The sequence below is a fragment of the Stenotrophomonas sp. 21LCFQ19 genome, from assembly GCF_056861425.1.
The window spans coordinates 1-24272 of record NZ_JBSPUF010000009.1 but is presented as its reverse complement, the minus strand read 5'-3'; the positions used below and the strand labels follow the sequence as shown (position 1 = coordinate 24272).

Annotated in this window: 25 protein-coding genes and 3 tRNA genes; 14 read left to right on the top strand and 14 right to left on the bottom strand. The window is 64.4% G+C overall.

The annotated features are described in order from the left end of the window. Positions 1-38: 38 nt before the first annotated feature. Both speD and AC13FW_RS11345 read left to right on the top strand, forming a co-directional pair. A complete protein-coding gene (gene speD / locus AC13FW_RS11350; protein WP_282271635.1) occupies positions 39-833 on the top strand; it encodes an adenosylmethionine decarboxylase in 795 nt (264 codons plus the stop codon). Positions 834-976: 143 nt separating this feature from the next. Continuing rightward, positions 977-1291: a DMT family transporter gene (locus AC13FW_RS11345; protein WP_282271637.1), complete on the top strand. Its 315-nt coding sequence runs from the start codon at positions 977-979 to the stop codon at positions 1289-1291. 186 nt (positions 1292-1477) lie between these two features. Here the strand turns inward: AC13FW_RS11345 and coq7 are convergent, their stop codons facing one another. Next, positions 1478-2122 carry a 2-polyprenyl-3-methyl-6-methoxy-1,4-benzoquinone monooxygenase gene (gene coq7, locus AC13FW_RS11340; RefSeq protein WP_282273387.1) on the bottom strand — a complete coding sequence of 215 codons (645 nt, stop codon included), beginning with the start codon at positions 2120-2122 and terminating at the stop codon, positions 1478-1480. 206 nt (positions 2123-2328) lie between these two features. Here coq7 and rplM point away from each other — a divergent pair, with 206 nt between their 5' ends. Both rplM and rpsI read left to right on the top strand, forming a co-directional pair. Continuing rightward, complete coding sequence (rplM, locus tag AC13FW_RS11335) at positions 2329-2757, top strand: 50S ribosomal protein L13 (RefSeq protein ID WP_282273385.1); 429 nt, start codon at positions 2329-2331, stop codon at positions 2755-2757. A 2-nt stretch (positions 2758-2759) separates the two neighbouring features. After that, positions 2760-3152, top strand: coding sequence for a 30S ribosomal protein S9 (gene rpsI, locus AC13FW_RS11330; protein ID WP_057626426.1), 393 nt, complete (start codon positions 2760-2762; stop codon positions 3150-3152). A 419-nt stretch (positions 3153-3571) separates the two neighbouring features. Here rpsI and AC13FW_RS11325 read toward each other — a convergent pair. From AC13FW_RS11325 to AC13FW_RS11315, 3 genes are all read right to left on the bottom strand, one after another. Then, a tRNA-Gln gene (locus AC13FW_RS11325) sits at positions 3572-3646 on the bottom strand. Between the two features lie 103 nt (positions 3647-3749). Then, positions 3750-3824 (bottom strand) — tRNA-Gln (locus AC13FW_RS11320). Between the two features lie 26 nt (positions 3825-3850). Continuing rightward, positions 3851-3927 (bottom strand) — tRNA-Met (locus tag AC13FW_RS11315). A 118-nt stretch (positions 3928-4045) separates the two neighbouring features. Between AC13FW_RS11315 and AC13FW_RS11310 the strand changes: the two genes are divergently transcribed. From AC13FW_RS11310 to bfr, 3 genes are all read left to right on the top strand, one after another. Next, positions 4046-4657 (top strand): RNA pyrophosphohydrolase, encoded by a 612-nt coding sequence (locus tag AC13FW_RS11310; RefSeq protein WP_282270667.1) that lies wholly within the window; start codon positions 4046-4048, stop codon positions 4655-4657. 80 nt (positions 4658-4737) lie between these two features. Next, positions 4738-4938 carry a (2Fe-2S)-binding protein gene (locus AC13FW_RS11305; protein WP_296249808.1) on the top strand — a complete coding sequence of 67 codons (201 nt, stop codon included), beginning with the start codon at positions 4738-4740 and terminating at the stop codon, positions 4936-4938. Between the two features lie 113 nt (positions 4939-5051). Further along, positions 5052-5522, top strand: a complete 471-nt coding sequence (bfr, locus tag AC13FW_RS11300; RefSeq protein WP_282270663.1) for a bacterioferritin — start codon at positions 5052-5054, stop codon at positions 5520-5522. A gap of 16 nt (positions 5523-5538) precedes the next feature. On the opposite strand, the gene AC13FW_RS11295 is transcribed toward bfr, so the two are convergent. The 3 genes from AC13FW_RS11295 to AC13FW_RS11285 are packed head-to-tail and all read right to left on the bottom strand — an operon-like array spanning position 5539 to position 10438. Continuing rightward, positions 5539-7962, bottom strand: coding sequence for an ATP-binding protein (locus AC13FW_RS11295; protein ID WP_482989115.1), 2424 nt, complete (start codon positions 7960-7962; stop codon positions 5539-5541). Further along, a complete protein-coding gene (locus AC13FW_RS11290; protein ID WP_482989114.1) occupies positions 7959-9779 on the bottom strand; it encodes an EAL domain-containing protein in 1821 nt (606 codons plus the stop codon). Before AC13FW_RS11290 ends, AC13FW_RS11295 begins: the two co-directional genes overlap by 4 nt. Before the next feature lie 17 nt (positions 9780-9796). Continuing rightward, a complete protein-coding gene (locus AC13FW_RS11285) occupies positions 9797-10438 on the bottom strand; it encodes a DUF4126 domain-containing protein (RefSeq protein WP_296249817.1) in 642 nt (213 codons plus the stop codon). A gap of 168 nt (positions 10439-10606) precedes the next feature. On the opposite strand from AC13FW_RS11285, the gene AC13FW_RS11280 reads away from it, so the two are divergent. From AC13FW_RS11280 to ampE, 5 genes are all read left to right on the top strand, one after another. After that, entirely contained in the window at positions 10607-11347 is a 741-nt protein-coding gene (locus AC13FW_RS11280) for a DUF6776 family protein (RefSeq protein WP_482989113.1), read from the top strand. A gap of 2 nt (positions 11348-11349) precedes the next feature. Beyond that, complete coding sequence (locus AC13FW_RS11275) at positions 11350-11784, top strand: bactofilin family protein (RefSeq protein WP_296249821.1); 435 nt, start codon at positions 11350-11352, stop codon at positions 11782-11784. A gap of 32 nt (positions 11785-11816) precedes the next feature. Beyond that, positions 11817-12203 carry an iron-sulfur cluster insertion protein ErpA gene (erpA, locus tag AC13FW_RS11270; RefSeq protein WP_482989112.1) on the top strand — a complete coding sequence of 129 codons (387 nt, stop codon included), beginning with the start codon at positions 11817-11819 and terminating at the stop codon, positions 12201-12203. A 61-nt stretch (positions 12204-12264) separates the two neighbouring features. Further along, the gene (gene nudC, locus AC13FW_RS11265; protein ID WP_482989111.1) at positions 12265-13176 is read left to right on the top strand and encodes an NAD(+) diphosphatase; all 912 of its coding nucleotides are present in this window, start codon (positions 12265-12267) and stop codon (positions 13174-13176) included. Positions 13177-13242: 66 nt separating this feature from the next. Next, positions 13243-14127 (top strand): regulatory signaling modulator protein AmpE, encoded by an 885-nt coding sequence (gene ampE / locus AC13FW_RS11260; protein ID WP_482989110.1) that lies wholly within the window; start codon positions 13243-13245, stop codon positions 14125-14127. 178 nt (positions 14128-14305) lie between these two features. Here the strand turns inward: ampE and AC13FW_RS11255 are convergent, their stop codons facing one another. The 5 genes from AC13FW_RS11255 to AC13FW_RS11235 all read right to left on the bottom strand — a co-directional run bounded on the left by AC13FW_RS11255 (position 14306) and on the right by AC13FW_RS11235 (position 18337). Next, complete coding sequence (locus AC13FW_RS11255) at positions 14306-14716, bottom strand: DUF2752 domain-containing protein (RefSeq protein ID WP_482989212.1); 411 nt, start codon at positions 14714-14716, stop codon at positions 14306-14308. A gap of 10 nt (positions 14717-14726) precedes the next feature. After that, positions 14727-15035, bottom strand: a complete 309-nt coding sequence (locus tag AC13FW_RS11250; RefSeq protein WP_481512352.1) for a CD225/dispanin family protein — start codon at positions 15033-15035, stop codon at positions 14727-14729. Between the two features lie 27 nt (positions 15036-15062). Beyond that, positions 15063-15395: a hypothetical protein gene (locus AC13FW_RS11245; protein ID WP_482989109.1), complete on the bottom strand. Its 333-nt coding sequence runs from the start codon at positions 15393-15395 to the stop codon at positions 15063-15065. Between the two features lie 97 nt (positions 15396-15492). Continuing rightward, the gene (locus AC13FW_RS11240) at positions 15493-17382 is read right to left on the bottom strand and encodes an MFS transporter (protein WP_482989108.1); all 1890 of its coding nucleotides are present in this window, start codon (positions 17380-17382) and stop codon (positions 15493-15495) included. Between the two features lie 82 nt (positions 17383-17464). Next, the gene (locus AC13FW_RS11235) at positions 17465-18337 is read right to left on the bottom strand and encodes a LysR family transcriptional regulator (RefSeq protein ID WP_482989107.1); all 873 of its coding nucleotides are present in this window, start codon (positions 18335-18337) and stop codon (positions 17465-17467) included. Between the two features lie 97 nt (positions 18338-18434). Here AC13FW_RS11235 and AC13FW_RS11230 point away from each other — a divergent pair, with 97 nt between their 5' ends. Next, positions 18435-19646 carry an MFS transporter gene (locus AC13FW_RS11230; protein ID WP_482989106.1) on the top strand — a complete coding sequence of 404 codons (1212 nt, stop codon included), beginning with the start codon at positions 18435-18437 and terminating at the stop codon, positions 19644-19646. A gap of 241 nt (positions 19647-19887) precedes the next feature. Here the strand turns inward: AC13FW_RS11230 and yccS are convergent, their stop codons facing one another. Both yccS and AC13FW_RS11220 read right to left on the bottom strand, forming a co-directional pair. Then, positions 19888-22056, bottom strand: coding sequence for a YccS family putative transporter (gene yccS / locus AC13FW_RS11225; protein WP_482989105.1), 2169 nt, complete (start codon positions 22054-22056; stop codon positions 19888-19890). A 91-nt stretch (positions 22057-22147) separates the two neighbouring features. After that, on the bottom strand, positions 22148-23065 hold the full coding sequence (locus AC13FW_RS11220) for a LysR family transcriptional regulator (protein ID WP_482989104.1): 918 nt from the start codon (positions 23063-23065) through the stop codon (positions 22148-22150). An 83-nt stretch (positions 23066-23148) separates the two neighbouring features. Here AC13FW_RS11220 and AC13FW_RS11215 point away from each other — a divergent pair, with 83 nt between their 5' ends. Continuing rightward, positions 23149-24144: an aldo/keto reductase gene (locus tag AC13FW_RS11215; RefSeq protein ID WP_482989103.1), complete on the top strand. Its 996-nt coding sequence runs from the start codon at positions 23149-23151 to the stop codon at positions 24142-24144. The last annotated feature ends 128 nt before the right edge of the window (positions 24145-24272 follow it).

Sequence of the window (24272 nt, the reverse complement as noted above, 5' to 3'; positions counted from 1 at the left end):
TACTTCCGCCTTTCCCACCATCTACAGGATCGACCGCCGTGGTCAAGCCGTTGCCTCGCCTGAGGTTGCAAGGATTCAACAACCTCACCAAGGCCTTGAGCTTCAACATTTATGACGTCTGCTATGCGCGTACCGAAGAGGAGCGCCAGCGTTATATCGAGTACATCGACGAGGAATACAACGCCGATCGACTCACGCAGATCCTCACCGATGTCGCAGAGATCATCGGTGCGAACATCTTGAACATTGCGCGTCAGGATTACGACCCCCAGGGTGCCTCGGTCACAATTCTCATTTCCGAGGAGCCGGTGATCGACAAGAAGCAGGCCGGCAAGGAGTTGATCTCCGATGCCGTGGTTGCGCATATGGATAAGTCGCACATCACCGTGCACACCTATCCGGAAACGCATCCGCAGGAAGGCATTGCTACCTTCCGCGCCGATATCGACGTGGCAACCTGCGGTGTGATCTCGCCGTTGAAGGCGCTGAACTACCTGATCGAGAGTCTGGAATCAGACATCGTGATCATGGACTACCGCGTGCGTGGCTTCACCCGTGACATCAAGGGCAAGAAGCACTACATCGACCACAAGATCAATTCGATCCAGAACTTCCTGGCCAAGAACATCAAGTCGCGTTATGAGATGTTCGATGTCAACGTCTATCAGGAAAACATCTTCCACACCAAGATGCACCTGAAGGACTTCGACCTGGACCAGTACCTGTTCGAAGAGAAGGCCAAGAACCTGTCGTTCAAGGAACGCATGAAGATCGAGGCGCTGCTGCGCCGCGAGATCGAAGAGCTGTTCCACGGTCGCAACCTGGCCGAATAAGCACTACCAGCGCAGCGCCGGCATGCCGGTTCTGCGCAAAAAACAGGCGGGACGGCCCGCCCTGCAGTGATGCAGACGTTTGTCGACGGCGGCTCGGTGTGAACTCACTGGGGCGCCGTCTTTTTTTGTAAAGGAAGTTGGCGATGCCCTGGATCTACCTGCTGCTTGCGGGCCTGTTCGAGATTGGATTTGCGCTGGGCCTGAAGTCCAGCGAAGGCTTTACCCGGCTCTGGCCGAGCCTGTTTACCGTGGTGTTTGCCGGCATCAGCCTATGGCTGCTGACCCAGGCACTACGCACCATTCCGGTGGGTACCGGTTATGCGATCTGGACCGGTATCGGTGCGGTTGGCGTGGCGATTGCCGGCGTGATCCTGTTCGGCGACAGCGCCAGCTGGCCGCGCCTGCTGTGCATCGGCCTGATCGTCACCGGCGTGATCGGCCTGAAGCTGGTCAGCTGAGGTAGCCAGGGTAGTGCCGAGCCATGCTCGGCAGGAGCTTTATGCAAAGGCCCAGCCATGTAGTGCCGAGCCATGCTCGGCAGAGGCTTTCCCGGCAAAGCTCCAGCCGAGCATGGCTCGGCACTACAGGTGAAGCGGTCCCGGTAAGGCTCCAGCCGAGCATGGCTCGGCGCTACAGGTGGGGCCCTAAATCCGGTAGGCCACGGCCTTCATTGCCTTGGAGGCCAGTGCCATCACCGACGGGATCGGGAATGGCAGCTTGCGCGCGCCGGCATGTTCGGCGTGCTCGGCGTGGCGCGCTTCATCGAGCTTCATCACCTTGAGGATCTCGCGGCTGCGCTGGTCGGCCGGTGGCAGGGTGTGCAGGTGCTCGTCCAGATGCGCCTCCACCTGGCGCTCGGTCTCCACCACGAAGCCCAGGTTCCAGCCGTCGCCGCGCAGGCCGGCCAGGGTGCCGATGGTGTAGCTGCCCGCATACCAGAGCGGGTTGAACAGGCTCGGGCGGCTGTCCAGCTCGCGCAGGCGGTCCGCGCACCAGCTCAGGTGATCGGTCTCTTCCTGTGCGGCGTCGAGCAGGTGCGCGCGCGTGGCCGGGTCGCGGGCTACTGCTGCCTGGCCGAAATACAGGCCTTGCGCGCAGACCTCGCCGACATGGTTGATGCGCATCAGTCCGGCCGCGTGGCGGACTTCAGCTGGCTCCAGTACAACCTCCGGGGTGTCGCCGGCCGGGTTGGGACGGGCGGCTGGCGGGTTGCCGAACACCGTGTCCAGGGCACGTTGGGCTTCGGTCAGCAGGTGGTCCAGTGGCGTTTGTACGCGGGCGGTGATCATGACGGGGCAGTGCAGTGGGGTCTGCCCGATTCTCGCCGCTGGCTGTGAAGCTGCCAAGGCCGGGGCGGGGTGCCCGTTCAGGCGTCGGCTTGCGCCGGAGGTGTGCGGCCAGTACAATCCCGCCTCTTCTGTTTCACCTTCACAACGCGTGGCAAAGTTCCGGTGGTTCATTTCGCCGCAATCAGCCCGACCTACCTGAGTTCTTTATGAGCACTTTCACTGCAAAGAACGAGACCGTCCAGCGCGACTGGTACCTCGTTGACGCCGCCGGCAAGACGCTGGGCCGTCTCTCCACCGAGCTGGCTCGCCGCCTGCGTGGCAAGCACAAGCCGGTTTACACCCCGCATGTTGACACCGGTGATTACCTGGTCGTCATCAATGCCGACAAGATTGCTGTTACCGGCAAGAAGCTGAAGGACAAGAAGTACCATCGCTTCACCGGCTACATCGGTAACCTGAAGACCGAAACCCTGGAGCAGGCGCTGGAGCGTCACCCGGAGCGCGTCATCGAGACCGCCGTCAAGGGCATGCTGCCGAAGGGCCCGCTGGGTCGTCAGATGTACCGCAAGCTCAAGGTCTATGCAGGCACTGAGCATCCGCACGCAGCACAGCAGCCGCAGGTTCTGGATATCTAATCATGGCTATCACTCAAAACTACGGCACTGGCCGCCGCAAGTCCTCCACCGCCCGCGTGTTCCTGCGCAAGGGCACTGGCAACATCACCGTCAATGGCCGTCCGCTGGACGAGTTCTTTGGCCGTGAGACTGCACGCATGATCGTGCGTCAGCCGCTGGAACTGACCCAGAACACCGAAAGCTTTGACATTCTTGTCACTGCTGCCGGCGGCGGCACCACCGGCCAGGCCGGTGCGATCCGTCTGGGCATCGCCCGTGCGCTGGTCGAGTACGACGAAACCCTGAAGTCCGAGCTGCGCAAGGCTGGCTTCATGACCCGTGACGCCCGTGAAGTCGAGCGTAAGAAGGTCGGCCTGCACAAGGCACGTCGCGCCACCCAGTTCTCCAAGCGTTAATCGCTTCGGGGTGGGATTCTCCGGAATCCCACTGGGAAGGCAAAAGCCCGGCTTCGGCCGGGCTTTTGTCGTTTCTGGGATTGGAGTTGGGAATTGGTGATTTGCCAAAGCTGGGGGCAAGGCCAAAGCCAAAGCCAAAGCCAAAGCCAAAGCCAAAGCCAAAGCCAAAGCCAAAGCCAAAGCACCCCTCCTCGGCCCTCCCCTGCGCTGCGCGCAAGGGAGGGGGTGGATGGTCGCATTCGATGCATATCCGGCGTGGGAAGTGCCGCACTTGCCCCCTCCCTTGCGCGGGGCGCAGGGGAGGGCTGGGGAGGGGGGCTTTGGCTTTCGAGCTTTTGCTCCTGCCAATCCCTGATCCCCCAATCCCGAGGTTTCAGCCACAAAAAAGGCCAGATCTTTCGATCTGGCCTTTTGATATCTGGCAGCCCCGGAAGGATTCGAACCTCCGAATGTCTGAGTCAGAGTCAGATGCCTTACCGCTTGGCGACGGGGCTATGGTGCGTGGCGATTATCGCACACCCGGCCTGCTGGTTGGTCCTGGTGTGAAGGTCCTGAATAGAAAAAAGGCCTGATCTTGCGATCAGGCCTTTTCATATTTGGCAGCCCCGGAAGGATTCGAACCTCCGAATGTCTGAGTCAGAGTCAGATGCCTTACCGCTTGGCGACGGGGCTGTAGTGCAGGTTCAACCTGCTTCCCATGGTGGCTATAGGTGGACTCGAACCACCGACCCCAGCATTATGAGTGCTGTGCTCTAACCGGCTGAGCTACATAGCCTTGGGAGCCGGTAATTCTGGTGGTGTCGTGAGGTTTTGTCAACAGGTTTTTCTGTGCTTGTGGCATGACAGCAGCCATGGCAGAGTCCTCGACAGTAGAAATTTTAGGAGTCCGCATCGTGATCGATCCGGACGGCTATCGACCGAACGTCGGCATAGTGCTGATGCGGGAAGACGGGCAGGTGTTCTGGGCACGACGCGTGCGCCGGGATGGCTGGCAGTTCCCGCAAGGTGGCATGAATACCGATGAAACCCCGGTCGAGGCCATGTATCGCGAATTGCAGGAAGAAACCGGCCTGCTGCCTGAACACGTCGAAGTCCTGGGGGCGACTCCCGGTTGGCTTCGTTACCGGCTGCCCCCGCGGGCCATCCGCCACACCGAGAAACAGGTCTGCATCGGCCAGAAGCAGGTCTGGTTCCTGCTGCGGCTGACGGGCGACGAGGCGCATGTGCGGCTGGATGAGACCGATACGCCGGAGTTCGATCACTGGCGTTGGGTCGACTTCTGGTATCCGGTGGAACACGTGGTCATGTTCAAGCGTGGCGTCTACGCGCGCGCGCTGCGTCATCTGGCGCCACTGGCGCGTGGTATCGCAGGGCAGGGCGTGCAGGCGATGCCTGCGTCCGCACAGGAGGCCTGGATGCCGGGTAGCAGCGCTGGCCATGAGCGTCCGCGCAAGCGTCCGCGGCGGCCCGGAGTCTGGCGCGGCAAGAAGATTAATAATGATTAACGCCCGAAATTGACAACCATTCGCATTTGCGATTGAATGCTGACACGGCCGCTACGTGCCGGGTTCAGGGGCGTCAAGCCGTGTACGTTTGCATCTGCAATGGAGTTACCGATCACCAGATCCGTGAAGCCGCGCTTGCCGGCTGCGACACGGTGTCTGAGCTGACCATGCGTACCGGTTGCGGCTCCAACTGCGGTTCCTGCCTGGACATGGCTGCCGGCTTGCTGGAGCAAGCACGCGCTACCCGCGAGCTGCCCCTGCCACTGCTGCGGGCGGCCTGAGCAGGCCTTGCGGCTACCGCCAACGGCGGTGGCTAATGATCACGATTCGCGTTCCTTCATTGTCTGCCGGCAACCGGTAAAGTGCGCTCGTTCCCCTAGTCGGAGTCAGCGCCATGAAAGGCGACGCCAAGGTCATCGAATTTCTCAACAAGGTCCTCTACAACGAGCTGACCGCCATCAACCAGTACTTCCTGCACGCCAAGATGCTGAAGAACTGGGGCTTGAACGAGCTGGCCGAACACGAATACAAGGAATCGATCGACGAGATGAAGCACGCCGACGTGCTCTCCGATCGCATCCTGTTCCTCGAAGGTCTGCCCAACTTCCAGGCGCTGGGCAAGCTGCGCATCGGCGAAAACCCCACCGAAATCCTCAAGTGCGATCTGGCACTGGAGAGTGAAGCGGCGGCGGTGCTGCGCGATGCGGTTGCCTATGCCGAATCGATCAGCGATTACGTCAGCCGCGAGCTGTTCGTGAAGATCCTCGATTCCGAGGAAGAGCACATCGATTGGCTGGAAACCCAGTTGGACCTGATCGACCGCATCGGCGAGCCGAACTACCTGCTCACCAAGCTGGAAGACTGATCCCGCTGCAGCGGGATCACTCCTGCGCTTGCGTGCGCTGCTCGGCCTGGTAACCGGCCAGTGCCATGCGCGCGCGCGAAAACTCGGCCACGATCAGCGCCACCATCACGGTGGGTCGTTCCAGCGTTCCGCTGCGCGCGCCGTGCTCGAGCCGGCGCGCCGCTTCGGAGAGCGCCAGTACGCCGACATTGGCGCTGGAAGATTTCAGGCTGTGCGCGAGCTCGCCCAGCCGCTTCAGGTCTGGCATCACCGCGGCTTCCTGCAGATGCCGCACCAGTTGCGGTGTCTCGTCCAGGAACACGTCGATGATGGCGTTGATCTCGTCACCGGCGATCTCCAGCAGTTCATCCAGCACGCTGCGCTCCAGTATCGAGGCGGTGATGCCATCGGTGTGCGCGGTGGAGGCGGCGGCCAATGCATTGGCGGAGAGGTCGGTGCTGGGCATGCTGGTAACCGGTTCGGCAGTTGCGCTGGATGCGGGCTTGAAGGCCAGCAGGCAGTTCAGGAGTTGCGTGCGGGAAATGGGTTTGGACAGGTATTCGTCCATGCCGGCGTCCAGGCAGCGCTGGCGGTCGCCAGCCATGGCGTTGGCGGTCATGGCGATGATCGGCAGGCGGTTGCTGGCGCCGCTGCTGGCCTCGTGCTCGCGCCAACGTCCGGTGGCGGCAAAGCCGTCCAGTACCGGCATCTGGCAGTCCATCAATACCGCGTCGTAGCGCTTGGCGTGCATTTTGTCGAGGGCGATGGCGCCGTTCTCGGCGGCTTCGGTGCTGGCGCCGAGGACCTTCAGCAGCTTCTGCGCAACCATCAGGTTGACCGAGTTGTCCTCGACCAACAGCACCAGCATGCCGGCCAGGTCGGCACCTGCGTTGGCGTTGTTGGTGGCTGCGGCTGGCACTGGCATCGGCTTGGTTTGCGCGCCTGCCGGGAAGCCTGCAGGTGCGATCGTTGCCGCTGTCGAATTCGACGCTGTCGCAACGGGCGCCATTGCAGCTGCGCCGGCGTCGCCCGGCAGCAATGTCGGCGCAGGGCTGGGTGCAAACTGCAACGGTTCGCTCAATGCATTGCGCAGCTGGGTGTCGGGCAGTTGCCGTGGCAGCAGGGTGGCACCATCGCGCAGTCCTTCGGCGATCGGAGCATCGCCGTACAGCCACAGCAGGCGTGGACGGTTGTCGTCCATGCGTTCGATCGCGCGTTGCAGGGCCGGGGCACTGTTGCGCAGGGGCTCCAGGTCGCCGATCACGGCATGGAAGATGCCGGACACGGTGGGCATGCGCAGGCGTTCCAGTGCTTCCTGCAGGTTGTTCGCGGCAACCGGCTGGTAGCCCCAGTTCGGCAGTATCAGCTGCAGCCGCTGGCGCAGCCGCTGTTCGGGCGTGACCAGCAGTACCTGGCGCACTTTGCGCAGGTGATCGGGCTGGTGCAGGTCGCCGATGACTTTCAACAGCGGGATTTCGAACCAGAACGTGGAGCCGCGCAGGGGCTCGGAGTGCACGCCGATGCTGCCGTGCATCAGGTCGACGATGCGCTTGCAGATGGCCAAGCCGAGCCCGGTGCCGCCGTACAGGCGGGTGGTGGACGCATCGGCCTGGGTAAAGGCGTTGAACAGTCGCTGTTGTTGGTTTGTGTCCAGGCCGATGCCGGTGTCGCGCACTTCAAAACGCAGGCGGTGCTGTGCCGCGGTTTCGCCCAGGCGTTTTACATGGATGCTGATTTCGCCAAGTTCGGTGAACTTGATCGCGTTGACCAGCAGGTTGCCCAATACCTGCCGCAGGCGCACCGGGTCGCCGCGCACCGACAGGCGCACGGCAGGGTCGATATGCAGCGACAGGCGCAGGCCTTTGTGCTCGGCTGCGCGCTGCATCAGCCGCAGCATGCCGTCCAGGGTTTCGCGCAGGTTGAAGGTGGTGATTTCCAGCTCCAGCCGGTTTGCTTCCAGCTTGGAGTAGTCGAGGATGTCGTCGACGATGCGGAACAGCTGACGTGAGCTGTCGGTGGCGGTATCGAGCATATTGCGCTGGTCCAGGCTCAGCGGGCCCTGTGCCACCAGTTCCAGCATCGGCAAGATGCCGTTCAAGGGCGTGCGGATCTCATGGCTCATCGTGGCCAGGAATTCGCCCTTGGCCAGGGTGGCGGCTTCGGCGGCCTGTTTGGCTTGCAGCAGCGCGTCCTGCAGCGTGCTGTGGTCCCGAGCGGCAACCTGCAGGCGGTTGTTTTCCAGCACCCGCTCTTCGATCTGCAGTTGCAGGGCATGTGCCTGTCGCTGCTGCCTGTTGGCGGCAACGGCCGCCAGCAGCGCGGCGACCACCGCAACGCCAGCGCTGGCGGTGGTGGCGAAGGCAGGAATGGCGGGAATGAAGCCGGCCGCGCACGCAGCAGCGGCGCAGCCTGCTGCCAGCAGTGCCCAGCCGCGCGCTGCACCCGATGCAGTCGCGCTCACAGCACCGCGTTCTGGAAGTCGAAGTTGAGCTCGCTGCCAGCGCGCTGCACCACGTTGCCCTGGATGAAGTCGATGCCGCCCATCCACATCGCGGCAGCGGCCTGGGGATCTTCGATCTGCTGGCCGATGATCTGCAGGTTGGCGCGGTGGGCAAGGTCGATGGTGCTGCGCAGTTCGTCACGCAGCTTCTGGTTGGTGTGGCTTTCGGCGTAGCGTGCGGCCATGCGCACATAACTCAGCGGCAGCTGGGTCAGCAGGGCATTCGCCTCTGCGCCGGGTTCGAACTGGCTCAGGCAGAACTGCACGCCGGCCGGCATCAGCTGCGCGCAGAACTGCTGCAGGCTTACCGCATGCACCAGTGCATCGGACAGGCGCACATCGATGACCAGCCCGTTGCCAGCTACTTGCCGTTCCTGCAGTGCGCCCAGCAGCCATTCGGCGTAGGCGCTGCGCGACAGCGAGCGCAGCGACTGCGAGACGAACAGACGCATCGGTGGCTGCGCGAACTGGTACAGGTGCAGCAGGCCCAGCGCATGCTCGACGACCTGTTGGTCAAGGTCGGCGATACGCCCGGCCGCTTCGGCGGCGGGAATCACCTGGCCGGCGGACAGCAGGGTGCCGTTGCTCTGGCGCAGGCGCAGCAGCAGCTGGTACTGCGCGGTATCGCCGCCAGCGACGGCGACAATGGGTTGGTAGGCCAGTTCGATCTGGCCATCGAGCAGGGCCAGGTGTTCGTTGTTGATGGCGACGTCGTTGCTCTCGTAGGCAGCAACACCGGTGCTGTTCAGGCGCGCCTGCAGGGCGGTGCGTTCCACCGCTTCCAGCGCGGCATCTGCGTCGGCCAGGTCCTGCGACAGGTTGGCGTGGCCGACCACGCAACGCAGGAACACCGATTCATCCTCGCGTGGTGCAAAAGGCTGCGCCGACAGGCCATCGCGGACCTGTTGCGCCAATGCCGGTACTGCGGCTTCTTCGATGCCGCGGGTCAGCAACAGGAAACTGTTGTCGTTGAGCCTGGCCAGCAGGTGCGGACGCAGGTTTTCGGCCAGGCGTTGCCCGGCCTGCACCATCAGTCGCTCATAGCTGGCATAGCCATAACGCTCGCGCAGGCCCAGCGCGCTGGCGATCTCGATGAACATCAGGCCGGCTGGTTGCTGCTCGGTGATGGCGCTCTGCAGCTGCTGCATCACGTTGTGGCGGGTTGGCAGGCCGGTCTCTGGGTTGTTCATCAACGGACCGGCGTCGGCCTTGCCTGGCGCCGGCATGCGGTTACGGCGGATGCGGTTGGCGACGGCGGCGACCAGGTGGCGTGGCCGGATCGGCTTGACCAGTACGTCGTCGGCGCCACAGTCGAGCACTTCGAACTGGCGGTCGGGGTCGGCCTCGCCGGTCAGGAACACGATCGGCAGCAGCTGCTGGTGAGGCTGCTGGCGGATCATCGCGGTCAGCCGCATGCCATCGAGGCCGGGCATGTGCAGATCCATCAGGATCAGGTCAGGGTGGTGTTCACCGATGGCCTGTTGCACGCCTTCAACATCCATCTGCACGAAGGCCTGCATGCCGGCGCCATGCAGCACGCTTTGCGCGAACAGTGCCTGCGAGCGGTTGTCCTCGACGATCAGTACGCGGTAGGGCGTGTCATCGCCGGCATCGCTGGCCATGGCAGCTGCAGCTGCGTCGGCGCCGGGTTTGAGCTGTGCCTGTACTGCCTCGGTGGGTGGCGCATTGCGCACGCTCCAGCGCTGCCAGTAATCGGCTGGTGGGGTCTCCGCGCGTAGCGGGCGGTTGGCGGTGGTAGGAGTGTCGTTGCTGGCCATCAGTGGGGATTATGCGGTCACGGGGCGGGGGGCAGCGAGTGCTTACCTGGTTTGGATGGTGCCGAAGTTGGCGTGTCGGCGCTGGCGAAGATCCGCTTGAGCCCACGCCATAGCATGCGCCAGACCAGCCATACCGTCAGCGCACCGATGATGCTGGCGCTGAGCACGAAGATCAGTGCCAGCCACGGGTGTGCAAGGGCCAGCGCCAAGGCGCCGATCACCACGCTGTCCTCGGCAAACGAAGCCATCCAGTTGCTGGCAGGTTCCGGAGAGGTGTTGAGCAGGGCGCGGGTGCCGGCTTTCAGGCCGTGGCTGGTCAGCGCGATGCCGGCACCGGCAGCCAATACGCCGGTACTCAGTTCGCCATTGGGTGACAGCGTGGCAGCGGCAAGGAACGCGCCGGCTGGGACCCGTGCCAGGGTCTGCAGCAGATCCCAGATCGAATCCACGCCGGGGATCTTGTCGGCAAAGAACTCGGCCACGGCCAATGCACCGGAAGTGCCCAGCACCCACCAGGATTCGGTGGCCTGCAATGCCGGCGGCAGGTCGACCCAGCCCATCAGCCCGGCCATACCGACGCCGAACACGGTCAGGTAGACGCGTATGCCCGCCAGCCAGGCCAGCAGGATGCCGATGACGAATACGTGGGCTTCTGTCATGGGAAGTGGTTCGGCCGGATACTGTGAGCAGGATCGCAACTATCGAGCATGCCTGCGGTGATTGCCAGCCGCCAGCGCATAAGCGCATGTACATACGTGTCGTTTACACTGGTCCGTCGTTTCAGACCGAGCACGGGTGTCGCCCTTCCGGGAGCACTGGAACCTGCCATGACCAACCGACCTTCCTCACGTTTCCAGATCACCCCCCGTGGTGGCGCGGCCCCGCGTCCAGGCTGGGTGCCGATCGCTGTCCTGGCGGCCGCTTGGCTGCTGTCGCTGCTGCTGGTTGGCTGGTTGGCGGCACGTTACGCCTCGCCTGATGCCGGCGGCATGCGCGAAAAGCTGCGCCAGAGCGAGGCCCTGGTAGGCCAGCAGCGCAGCCAGCTGGACGAGCTGCGCCAGCGCCAGGCCACGCTGGAGGCCTCTGACAAGATCAGTCGCGCTGCCAACAGCGAAGTGCAGACGTCGCTGGGTGAACGCGACGAAGAGATTGCCGGCCTGCGCGCCGACGTTGCCTTCTATGAACGCCTGGTCGGTTCCACCAGCCAGCGCAAGGGGCTGAATACCCATTCGGTGGAGTTCACCCCGGAAGCGGCCGGCACCTGGCATTACAGCGTGGTGCTGACCCAGAATCTCAATCGCGGTGCGATCAGCCAGGGCCAGATGCGGTTCTCGGTTGAGGGTGTGAAGGACGGAAAGCTGACAACCGTCAGCTGGGATGACCTACACCAGCGCAAAGGCACGCCGGGGCAGGATTATTCCTTCCGCTATTTCCAGCAACTGGACGGTAGCGTGATGCTGCCCCGGGATTTCACACCGCAACGTGTGCGAGTCTCCCTGTCCGGATCCGGGGGGAGCTCCAACCAGACATTCGATTGGAAACTCGCCGGCAACGGCAGAGGGGAATAAACATGTTCAAAAGCAAGTCCAAGCACGACGCCGATCTGGCCGTAGACGCCCTGATCGGCTCCCAGGTGGAAATCCGCGGTGACGTGGTATTCAGCGGCAGCCTGTACGTTGAAGGGCGCATCATCGGCAAGGTGGTTGCCGAGGAAGGCGCCAAGGCGATGCTGACCCTGGCCGAGCACGGCCGCATCGAGGGTGAAGTGCGCGCCGCCGTGGTGGTGCTCAGCGGCAGCATGGAAGGCGATGTGCATGCCAGCGAGCGCATCGAATTGACCCCCAGCGCCCGTGTCACCGGCAATGTGCATTACACGGTGGTGGAAATGAGCGCCGGTGCCCAGCTCAACGGCCGCCTGCTGCACACCGCGGCGATGGCTGCGCTGCCGGCGCCTGAAGCCAAAACCGCCGAGAAGTCCAAGAAAGCTGAAGCAACCGCGGCTTGAAACAGGGGCTTGCCGCCCCCATCCTGAGCGCCATGAGCACCTTAGTTTCCTTGCCCGGCGTGCAGCCGGCGCCTGATTACCAGTCCTTGGACCGTCCGCTGAACTTCACGCCGGCGGCTGCCTCCAAGGTGCGTGAGCTGATCCAGGACGAGGGCAACGCTGCGCTCGCCCTGCGTGTCTATATCCAGGGCGGTGGCTGCTCCGGCTTCCAGTACGGTTTCGAGTTCGATGAAAACCGTGCCGAGGACGATCTGACCGTGGTCACCGAAGGTGTGACCCTGCTGGTTGATCCGCTGAGCCTGCAGTACCTGATGGGGGCAGAGGTCGATTACAGCGAAAGCCTGACCGGCGCCCAGTTCGTGATCCGCAACCCCAACGCCCGCACCACCTGCGGCTGCGGTAGCAGCTTCTCGGTCTAAGCGGTCACAGCCGTGCTGCGGCTGGTTGCGCTTGTGCTGCTTTGTCGTCAGGCTCTGGCGGATGCTGAATTCTGAATCCCGTTTCGCCGGGCACGCCTTTGTCGGCGCGCCCTTGGACCGTGCCGATGCCCTGCGTGGCGACGCCGATGCCTTGGCTGCCTTGTGGCCAGCAGCGCAGATCCTGGTGTTGGACACCGATGGCACCGCGTTTGCCGATGATGACCGGCAGCCGGCGCTGTTCAGTGGCAACGATCTGGGCGGAGGCCCGGGCACGGCGATCTTCCTTGGCCTGCGCGAAGGGCGCGCCTGGTTTGTCGCGGAGGCGGCGACGCTGACGGTCAAGGCACCGCAGCGGATGGACCTGCGCCAGGCCGCGGTGACCTGGCCGGCCGAGGTGGCCGATGTGTTCTGCTATGCACGCGGGATGTCGTACTGGCATTCGCGCAATCGATTCTGCGGTGTCTGTGGCTCCCCGGTGCGCTTTGGTCGCTTCGGTTTCATTGGCCATTGCGACCAATGCCGTACCGAGCACTATCCACGCGTGGACCCGGCGGTGATCGTCGCGGTCGAAAACGATGGCCGCCTGTTGCTGGGCAGGCAAAGCAGCTGGGTCGCGCGCCGCTATTCGGTGCTGGCCGGGTTTGTGGAGCCCGGAGAAACCTTCGAGCAGACCGTGGCCCGGGAAGTCTTCGAGGAAGCGCGGGTGCGGGTAATCCAGGCGCAATACCAGGGCACCCAGCCGTGGCCGTTCCCGGGTGCGCTGATGGTGGGTTTCCGTGCCAGCGCGCACGACGACGTGCCAACCGTGGACGGTGAACTGGAGGACGCGCGCTGGTTCAGCGTCGAGGAGGTTGGCGCCGCGCTGCAACGTGACAGCAACGACGACGGGCAGGGCATCCTGCTGCCGCCGCGGCTGTCGATCGCACGCACCCTGATCGAGCAGTGGTATCAGAGTCAGTGCCGTGAGGGCTGATGGCCGCGCGGCTTGCCAGCCGTTGCGGCGCTGGCAGGGCCTACAATCAGGGGCCGGAGGGATCGCATGTTCACAACCTTGGTAGCGGTAGTCGCAGCGCTGGTGCTTGGCCATCTGGCCCCCTCGCTGCTGGCGACGTTGCGGGATTGGCGCTGGTTCGGGCGTTGCCTGGGCTGGCTGCGTGCACAGCTGGGCGAATCGGCTGCGCATTACAGTGTGTTGCTGCTGGTCGCGCCCTGTGTGTTGCTGGTCGGCCTGCTGCAATGGGCGCTGGCCGAGCGCCTGTTCGGTCTGCCTGCCCTGTTGTTTGGCGTTGCGGTGTTGGCGCTGTGCTGGGGCCCGCGCGATCTGGATCGCGATGTCGAGGCGGTGATCGACGCCGAAGACGAGGCCGCGGCTGCGCTGGCGGCATCCCGGCTGCAGGCAGCGGGCGGCAGCATGCGCGAGGACGCGCCGGGTCTGGTCGAGGCGACCGCGATCAATGCGCTGCGGCGCTGGTTTGCACCGCTGTTCTGGTTCCTGTTGCTGGGGCCGCTGGGGGCGGTGTTGTACCGGCTGTTGGCGCAGTCTTCGCAAGGCCTGCAATCACAGCAGCTGTCCACTGAAGAGCGACGCTCCGGTGATGTGTTGCTGGCGGTGCTGGAGTGGCCGGTGGCGCAGCTGATGACGCTGTCGATGGCCTTGGTGGGCAATTTCGATACGGTGTTCTCGGCCTGGCGTCGCGCCGCGGGCAACCGCTGGGCGCTGCAGCTTGGCTTTCTGGCCGAGGCCGCACGCGCCAGCGTTGGCGCCGAGCTGGTCGAAGAGGCGGAAGAAGCGCGGCTGGCCGGGCAGGTGCCGGCAGACGAACGCTACCCGGAGCTGCGCGATGCGATGAGCCTGGTCTGGCGCATGTTGCTGCTGTGGATGACCTTGCTGGCGCTGCTGGTGATTGCCGGCTGGGTAGGTTGAAGCGGGCGACTGGGGGCACCCGGGCCTGGGCAAGCACAGCGCATCGGGGAGGCAAGGATTGGTTGGTCGGCGGTAACTCCGGCTGTGCGCCAGGTGCCCTGGCTGCGCTGCACTTGGCTGCGCTACACGACTGTGGTGTGCCGCTGCGTGTAGCAATACCCGCCGGCTGCCTGGGCTTTCAGGTTGGCGCGAGCAGGGTAAAGGGGAACCACGGCAGGTTGCGTGCGAGCCAATACGAAGGCAGCAGGAACAACCAGAGCTTGGGCTCCATGACTACCCGCATCAGCGGATTCAACCACCGCGGCTGCCAGCCGGCCGACCACAGGGTCATCAGCGGAATCAATGCCAGCGTGATGAGGCCGAGCGGGTTCATCGAGAAGGCCCGGGCTACATCGCCGTGGGCCAATGCATGCAGTGCGCGGGTCAAGCCACAGCCGATGCAATAGTGACCGGTGAAAGCGTAGAACATGCAGGGCGGGAACGGATTGCCTGCAGCGTTTGGATCGAACTTCCATAACAACCACGCACCCGCCGGGACGGCGACAGCCATCCCGGCCAGTGCAAGCTTGTGGCTGGTTTTAAGCGTCAGCGCCAAGGTATTACTGGTATTGCTGCAGCATTTCCATGTAACCGGCACTGCCGACCATGGCGAAGTAGCCGATGTTGATCAGCAGGCCGAGGATGGCCATGCCGGTAGCAACCCAGCACCAGGTCTTGGCGTTGTTGGACGCACGACGGGCGCCTTCCAGGTCACCCTGGTTCAGCAGCGTGTTGACCTTGCTGGAGAACACGATCGCAACGATGCCTACCAGGCCCAGTGGGCAGCACAGGCAGGTAGCCAGAACGGTGGCGATGATCGACCACGCCAGGTGGTTGGGGATGCTGGTGTTGGTGTTGACGGCGTTCATCCATTTCTCCGATAGGACAACAGGGGGTTACTTTGACTTGCAGGAATTCGCCGCAGTCAGCGGCGAGATGATCATTGTGGCGATCCAGCACAGGGGCCACGTGATGAAGCCAATGAAGACAAAGCACAGCAGGAAGTTGACGAAGGCAATTGCCCAATAGCCGAACATGATGATCAGTCCGGTGGCGACATTGCCGGCGTACAGGTGGCCAATGCCGAAAACCTGGAAAAACCCCGGCAGTACTTCCAGCAATGCTGCTATCCCGCCGGATTTCTGCGGGTGGTAGTAGTGGTGTACCTGCTGCGGCGCGGTTGGCGGCGCAGGTGGTACGGCTGGCAGTGATGGCGTGGTGTTGTCCATGTATCCCCTTGCTCCTTGGCTGTGCTGCGATCTCCGGCAGGCACATAGGGGGGTAGCCTAGCCACTTGTCCTATTTCTGGAAAGTGGTTTCCCCTACTCAGGCCTCATCGCCACGCAACTTGCGGACCAGGATCTCGAGCTGCGGGGCATTGGTCTGGGCGCCATCCACCGGCGGCCCGGCGACTACCTCGATATGTGCACGGAAGCGGCGCGGCACCCGCATCTGCCCCAGCCGGGAATCGCGGCGGCTCCACATGCTGGACCACATGCCCTTCAGCGCCATCGGCACGACAGGTACGGGGCGCCGGGCCAGGATCTTCTCCACCCCGGACTTGAAGGCGGCAATCTCGCCGTCCTTGGTCAAGGCGCCCTCGGGGAAGATGCAGACCAGCTCGCCTTCGGCAAGCGCCGCATCCACCTCGTCGAACGCGCGCTGCATCAGCGCGGCATCTTCCTTGGGGCTGGCGATCGGGATGGCCTTGGCGGTCTTGAAGATCCAGCGCATCACCGGCACGTTGAAGATCCGGTAATACATGACGAAGCGTGCCGGCCGCGGAATCACCGCCGACAGGATCAGCGCATCCATGTAGCTGACGTGGTTGCAGACGATCAGCGCGGCACCTTCGTCCGGCACATTGTCCTCAACGCCCTTGACCCGCAGCCGGTACAGGGTGCGCACCATCACCCAGCTGAGGAAGCGCATCAGGAACTCGGGGACGATACTGAAGATGTAGACCGCGACCACGATATTGGCAATGGCCAGCGCCAGGAACAGCTGCGGGATGCTCCACTTGAGCAGGCTCTGGGTGATCAGGCCCAGCACCGCCGCCAGCACGATGAAGCCGGAATTCTGGATGTTGAGCGCGGCGAACACGCGCGACATTTCGGACTTCGGTGTGCGGCTCTGGATCAGCGCGAACAGCGGCACCACGAAGAAGCCGGTGAACAGGCCGATGCCGAGCAGGTCGATGATGATGCGCCAGCTGCCCGGCTGCTGGATGAAGCCAGCAACATCCAGGCCTGCCGCCGTCACTGCGCCGGTACGCGCGAAATACAGATCCAGCAGGAACGCGCTCATGCCGAAGGCGCCCAACGGCACCAGGCCGATTTCGACGATGCGCCCGGACAGCTTCTCGCACAGCAGCGAGCCGACGCCGGTGCCTAGCGAGAACAGCGCCAGCGCGAAGATGTACAGCACCTCGTCGCCGCCCAGGTTCACCACCGCGTAGGTCGGCAGCTGCGAGGTGAGCACGGTGCCGAAGAACCAGAACCAGGACACGCCGAGGATGGCGTTGCGTACCGCCTTCTGTTTCTTGGCCAGGCGCAGCACCACCAGCGATTCGCTGATCGGGTTCCAGTTGATTTTCAGCTCGGGCGCACCGGCGTCCACGCGTGGAATCATGCGAGCAGTGATGTTGCCGATCAGCGCAAGCGCAATGATCGCGACTGCGGCGACGATGGGGCCGTACGCGCCGGCCAGTGCGAAGATCATGCCGCCGGCAATCATGCCGGTGAGGATGGAGATGGAGGTGCCCATTTCCACCAGCCCGTTGCCGCCAGTCAGTTCCTCAGGCTTGAGGATGGAGGGCAGTACCGAGTATTTGACCGGGCCGAACAAGGTGGATTGCAGGCCGGTGCAGAACAGCGCCACCAGCAGCACCGGCATGTTCTGGGTGAGGAAGCCGATCGCGGCCAGCGACATCACCACGATCTCGATCGTCGTGGTGATGACGATGAGCTTCTGCTTCTCCAGCTTCTCGGCGATCTGCCCGGCAAGTGCCGAGAACAGGAAGTAGGGCAGGATGAACAGTGCCGGTGCCAGATTGGTATACAGCGTGCGTTCTTCGCTGCTGACGCCCAGGTAGAACAGCAGGCCGATGATCGCCTGGCGATAGATGTTGTCGTTGAACGCACCCAGCGCCTGGACGATGAAGAACGGGAGGAAGCGGCGCTGCTTGAGCAGGGCGAACTGGTTGTGGCCGGACATCGTGACTCCTCGGTGCTGCGCGGCACATTAGCAGAACGGCATGATCGGATTGGTCAAGCCGGGCGTGCAGTGCAGATGTTTCTCAGGCGGCGTTTGCGGGTAACAGCCCGAGCAGTGCGCGGGCCGCCGGGGTTGGATCGGCGCGCCACACCGCGCAGGTGCGGAAACGGAACAGCTCTGCCAGTGGCCGCACGACGGTGCGCTGCATGCGTGCGGCCATGCTGTCCGGCACCACCGCCACCGCCAGACCGGCGGCGACCAGCTGCTGCTGCAGTTCGCTGTGGGTGACCTCGTATTGCAGCTGGGCCTGGATGCCGCGTTCGCGCAGGGCGTCATCCAGCATGCGCCGCACCCCGGCACCGGGAACCAGTGCTGCCAAGGGCAGACCTTGCAGTGCCTGCAGCGGGATTGCCGCGAGACCGGCCAAGGGATGGTCGATGGGCATCACCAGCGACAGGCCTTCCTCATGCAACAGGCGGTGCTGCGGCGGCAGGGTTATCTGCGGGCCAACCCCGACCAGGGCCACGTCCAGGCTGCCCTGTTCCAGCTCGGCCAGCAGCACATCGCTCATCCCGGCCTTCAGGTGGACCTCGACGGCCGGGTGTGCGGCCCGGAATGCAGCCAGCAGGGCGGGCACATCCACCACATTGAGCGAGGTGATCTGGCCGATGTTGATGCGGCCGCGCACCGTGCCCAGGGTCAGTGCCATTTCCTCCTGCAGGCGGGCGGCCGTCTGCAGGGTCAGCCGGGCGTTGTGCAGGAACACCTCGCCGGCAGCGGTGGGCCGTACCCGCCGGTGGCTGCGCTCGAACAGACGGGTGCCGAAGGCATCCTCCAGCCGCGCGATCTGGTGGCTCAGCGCCGACTGCACGGTGTGGCAGCGGGTGGCCGCAGCGGTGAAGCCGCCTTCCTCGGCGACGGCGACGGCGAATTCGAGCTGGCGCAGGGTGAACATGCCATCACTGAAACAGATGGATGGGATGAAAACAATACATTGGTGTCATTGATGACTGCGGCCCAGACTTGCCGCAGTTCCCGCCGTGGCCTCCCCCATGAATACCCCCGCTTCCCACGCCCTCCATCGCCCCTTGAGTCAGGCCCAGGTCCTGCTGCTGGCCGCCGCCACCGGCCTGATCGTGGCCGGCAACTACTACGCACAGCCCCTGCTGCAGATCCTGGCCGAAGCGTTCCGGATCGGCGCCGATGAGGCGGGCTGGGTGGTGACGGTGGCGCAGCTGGCTTATGCCGCCGGCCTGCTGCTGATCGTGCCGCTGGGCGACCGCGTGGAGCGCCGCCGCCTGATCGTCGCCCTGTTCGTACTGGCAGCGGTAGGTCTGGCGATCAGCGCCACCGCCACCCACTTCGTGCAGCTGCTGGCGGGCACGGCGCTGTCCGGCCTCAGTGCGGTGGCGGCGCAGGTGATCGTGGCGCATGCGGCAGGGCTGGCCGAGCCCGAACATCGCGGGCGGGTGGTCGGCACCATCATGGCCGGCCTGCTGCTCGGCATCCTGTTGGCGCGCACCGCTTCCGGCGTGCTGGCCGGATTGGGTTCCTGGCACAGCATCTACTGGGTGGCCTGCGTTGCCCTGCTGGTACTGGCGGTGGTGCTGGCGCGCCTGCTGCCGGCGCATCAGCCCAGTGCCAGCCTGTCCTACCCGCGCCTGATCGGTTCAGTGCTGGCCTTGCTGCGTGATGAGCCCTTGCTGCGCCAGCGCTCCGTGCTGGGTGGCCTGTTGTTTGCCGGCTTCAGCGTGTTCTGGACACCGCTGGCCTTCCTGTTGTCAGGCCCGGCGTACGGTTACTCGATTGCCACCATCGGCTTGTTTGGCTTGATTGGTGCGGCCGGTGCATTGGCCGCCAGCAGCGCAGGCAAGCTCAGTGACCGTGGGCATGGTCGCGCGGTGGCGGTAGGTGGCCTGCTGATGATGCTGTTGTCGTGGTTCCTGCTGGCCTTCGCACCGGTGTCGCTGTCGGCGCTGATCGTGGGCGTGCTGTTGCTGGATATCGCCGTGCAGGCGGTGCACATCAACAACCAGAGCGTGATCTATCAGCTGGATGAGAGCGCTCGCAGCCGCATCACCTCGGCTTACATGACCTGCTATTTCATCGGCGGCGCCAGTGGTTCGGTGCTGAGCACGATGGCCTGGACGCGCTATGGCTGGAACGGCGTCTGCGCGCTGGGCGGCGTGTTCGCGGTTATCGGTCTGCTGGTGTACTTCATGCCAGCCCGCAAGCAAGCCGCAAAGAATGTGGGAGCGGCGTAAGCCGCGAAGCTGATAGAGCCCCCGTCGCCGAAGGGCGTGCATGCCAGGCCTTTGTAGGAGCGGCGTAAGCCGCGAAGCTGGCGATGGTGACGTTATTGGGTCGCCTGCGATCTGAGCGGCTGAGTTTTATGCCTTGTGGCAAAGGCAAAGCGCAAAATCAACGGCACCCCTCCCCAACCCTCCCCTGCGCTCCGCGCAAGAGAGGGGGTAGAAGCAACGCCAACTGCCACAGCCACAGCCGCTACGTTGGCAGCATCGCCTCTTCCGCCGCTGCCCTCAGCTTCGGCAACAGCCTCAGCATCAAGGCCAGCTGGGTGCGCACCAGCCGCGACTTCTCATCGATCTCGTCAGGCATCTGCTCCAGCACATCGGCCAGTGCGACCTCGTCTTCCTGCGGTTCCGCCGGCTGGCGCCTGCCCAAGGCTGCAGCCAATGCTGCCAGCGACTGCTGCAGTTGCTGGTGCCCGCCCGCAACCAACACATCTTCATTGACCGCATCCGCCTGCGCGCGATGCGCGCCCAGTGCCGACAGATAGCCCAGCAAGGTGTTGGACAGGGCGAGGAAACGGAAGCCCGCATCCAGGTTGCCGCGGGCATAGCCAGGCTCGCGCAGCATGTTGGCCAGGGCCACCGACAGCGCGACGTCGGCGTTGTGCATGTCGCGGCGGGCGATGCGGTAGGGCAGGTCGTCGCGCATGCCACTGCGGTACTGGCCAAGCACTTCATCCAGATAGGCGGTGCTGGTGGCGATCACCTGCGCCATCACCTTGTGCAGGCGTCGGCCTTCCCAGTCGGGCAGGATCAGCAGCGAGGCGATGGCGGCGATGACGCAGCCGATCAAGGTGTCGAGGAAGCGCGGCCAGATCAGCACGAAACCGTTGCCGATCAGGTTGAAGCACAGCAGCGCCATCACCGTGATTGCGGCCGTGGCCAGCAGGTAACGGTCGGTGCGGGTGATGAAGAACAGCAGGGCCGCTGCCAGCGCCAGCAACAGTTGCAGGCCGGTGCCGGGGAACAACTGCATCAGCGCCCAGGTCGCGCCAAGGCCGAGCAGGGTGCCGGCGATACGCTGCACCAGCCGCAGGCGGGTGGCGCCGAAGTTCGGCCGGCACACGAAGACAATGGTCAGCAGGATCCAGTAGCCGTTCTCCGGGTGCACCACCTTCAGCAGCGCGTAACCGGCGATAAGGGCCAGTGCGATGCGCACGCCATGGCGGAACAGCAGCGAGCCCGGCGTCAGCGCCTGGCGCAGGCGGGTGCCCATCTCGCGCAGGGTGTGCGGCGAGGAATCACGCAGGCGGGTATCGATGCCTTCCAGCGGGGTATCGGCCAATGCGGCTTCGGACAGCTGCCGCTCGATGCTGGTCAGGTTGGCGGCCAGCAGTTGCAGCGAGCCAAGCAGGCGCGTCCACTGCGGATTGCGTTGCTCGCGCAGGTACTGCAACGAGGACTGCAGGTCCTGGCCGGCGACGCGGGTGCGTTCGCCATAGTCGAACGGCTGGCGCAGGCGGATGGCCTCTCCCAGCGACTGGCAGGCCTTGCCCTGCAGCGACAACAGGCGCCGGCAGCGGTACAGCACGTCGCTGTGGAAGAAGGCATCGGCCAGTGCTTCATACGGGTAGTGCGAGGAACTGGCGCGCTCGTGGAAATCCTGCGCCATGTAGTACAGGCGGAAGTACAGGCCCGACTGCACGCCGGGCCGGCCGGAGCGGCCGAAGCGGCTGAGGATGGCGGTCTTGGCGATGTTCAGCGCCTGCACCACACGCACGTTCTGCTCGGCCAGGGCCAACCGCCGTGCCTCCAGGTTGCCTTGCCGCACCGGTTCGAACAGGTCGGCCTTGAGCTGCAGGTAGTGGCCAAGTTCGAAGAACAGCCGTGCCAGCCGTTCGCGCACGGGGCGGTTGGCGAACATCGCCGTCCACAGGATCGACAGCAGCCCATACCAGCTGGCGCCGACCAGCAGCGGGATCACCTCGCGCAGTGCCTGCTGCTGGCTGACGTTGTGGTGCTGGTCCATCGCGATCATCGCGTAGATCGCCAGCGTCACCGTGGCCTGGCCGATGGAGGCGTAACGCTCGCCCAGCGCACCGAGCAGGGTCAGGCCGAAGGCGGTCAACGCCAACGCGCTGATGAAGGGGACGGGGTAGGGGAACAGCGCGATGACCGCCGCCGCGGCAGCGACGAAACACAGCAGCGACAACAGCACGGATTTTGTGCGGCCCCACCAGTTGTCGTCGGTCTCGGCGATGGCGCTGGCGATGATGCCCAGGAACAGGCCGGGGATGGCTTCAAGGTGGCCGTCGTACCAGCCATAGGCGATGGCGGCAGTGAGCGCGATGAACACGCGCAACCCGTAGCTGGCTTTTTCGTGGGCCCAGAGTTGGCCGAGGTGACGGTCGATGCGGCGCATGCCGGAAGCGTGGACTCGGGGGGATCAGGTTGCCAGCTTGCGTCGCCGTGGCGATGCAGGCAAGCGCGATCCGTCTGCAAGTGTGCGGTGATCAGCCTGCGGCATTGGCCGCACGCATGAAATCGAGGAAGACGCGCAGCTTGGGTGCCAGCTGTTCGCGCGATGGGTAATAGAGATGGAAGCCGGGATAGGGCGGTTGCCAGTCATCGAGCAGTCCATGTACGCGACCCGCGTCGATGTCTGCACGGGCGATGGCTTCGAATATCTGCAGCAGGCCAAGCCCGTCGCGCGCTGCCTGCAAGGCCAAGGTGCTGTCGTTGAGCAGCAGTGGCCCGCTGACATCGAGGGTGAAGTCGCGGTGATCACGGCTGAACTCCCAGGGCATCACCCGGCCATTGCTGTTGCGGTGACGGATGCAGGCATGGCCGATCAACGCTTCAGGCGTTTGCGGCGTGCCATGCCGCTGCAGGTATTCCGGCGCGGCGACCACCGTCCAGCGCATTGGCGGCCCCAGCGGCACTGCGATCATGCCGTCGGCCAGCGCCTCGCCCAGGCGGATGCCGGCATCGAAGCCTTCGCCGACCACATCGACCAGTGCCGCCTGCATCGAAAGTTCCACTTCAACCTGCGGGTAGGCGGCGTGGAAGGCGGGCAGGTGTGGCAGCAGCAGATATTCGATGGCGAAGCGTGGCGCGGTGATGCGCAGCTGGCCGGTGGCGACATCGCGGCTGGCCTCCACCGCATGCAGCGCCTCGCCGATCCGGGCCAGCGCCGGGGCGGTGTCCAGCAGCAGGCGCTGGCCGGCCTCGGTCAGGCCAACCCGGCGGGTGGTCCGCTGCAGCAGGCGGGTACCGAGCCTGCGTTCAAGGTTGCGGATGGTCTGCGACAAGGCCGACGGCGAAACCGCCAGTTCGATGGCCGCCTGGCGGAAGCTGGCATGCCTGGCCACGCAGGCGAAGGCCGCCAGGGCCGGCAACAGGGCTGGATCTACTGTGAAGTCAGGCTTCATGGTCAATGCGGAGTATCCGCCTTTATCGACATAGTGGCGAGGGCCTACAGTTGCCTCCGTCCTTTCCCCCGTTGGAGTCGCCGATGAAAACCCGAGTTCTGGGCCGCAATGGTCCTGTTGTTTCCGCACTTGGCCTGGGCTGCATGGGCATGAGTGCGTTCTACGGCGGCCGTGGTGATGATGCCGCCTCGATTGCGGTGATCCACCGCGCGCTGGAGCGTGGCGTGACGCTGCTGGATACCGCCGACATGTACGGCCCGCATACCAATGAAGTGCTGGTTGGCAAGGCGATTGCCGACCGTCGCGCGCAGGTGTTCCTGGCCACCAAGTTCGGTGTGCGGCTGGATGCCAATGATCCGCAGGCGCGCGGTGTCGACGGTCGCCCGGAATACGTGCAGGCGGCCTGCGAGGCCAGCCTGCAGCGGCTTGGCGTGGATCACATCGACCTGTACTACCAGCACCGTGTTGATCCGCAGGTGCCGATCGAGGACACGGTGGGTGCGATGGCGCGGCTGGTCGAGCAGGGCAAGGTGCGCTACCTGGGCTTGTCCGAGGCAGCACCGGAGACGATCCGCCGCGCGCATGCGGTGTATCCGATCACCGCGCTGCAGACCGAATATTCGTTGTGGTCGCGCGAGCCGGAGCAGAACGATGTGCTGGCGACGGTACGTGAGCTGGGCATTGGCTTCGTGCCGTACTCGCCGTTGGGCCGTGGCTTCCTGACTGGTGCGATCCGCAGCCCGGCCGATTTCGAGGACGGTGATTACCGGCGCAATTCACCGCGCTTCCAGGGCGAGAACTTCGACCGCAATCTGGCGCTGGTGGAGCAGGTCAATGCGATTGCCGCCGACAAGGGCGTGACGCCAGGGCAGTTGGCCTTGGCATGGGTGCTGGCGCAGGGCGATGATCTGGTGCCGATTCCGGGCACCAAGCGCTTGCCGTATCTGGAAGAGAACCTGGGTGCGCTGGATGTGGTGTTGAGTGCCGAGGACCTGGCGCGGATTGACGCCGTGTTCCCGGTGGATGCCGCGGCGGGGCTGCGTTACCCAGCGGCGAGCATCGGCAGCGTGCATCGGTAGAGCCGAGCTCTGCTTCAGATGTAGAGCCGAGCCCTGCTCGGCTGAGGCAGTACCGGTAGAGCCCCTGCCGAGCATGGCTCGGCACTACCGTTTCTGCCCCCTCCCTTGCACGCAGTGCAGGGGAGGGT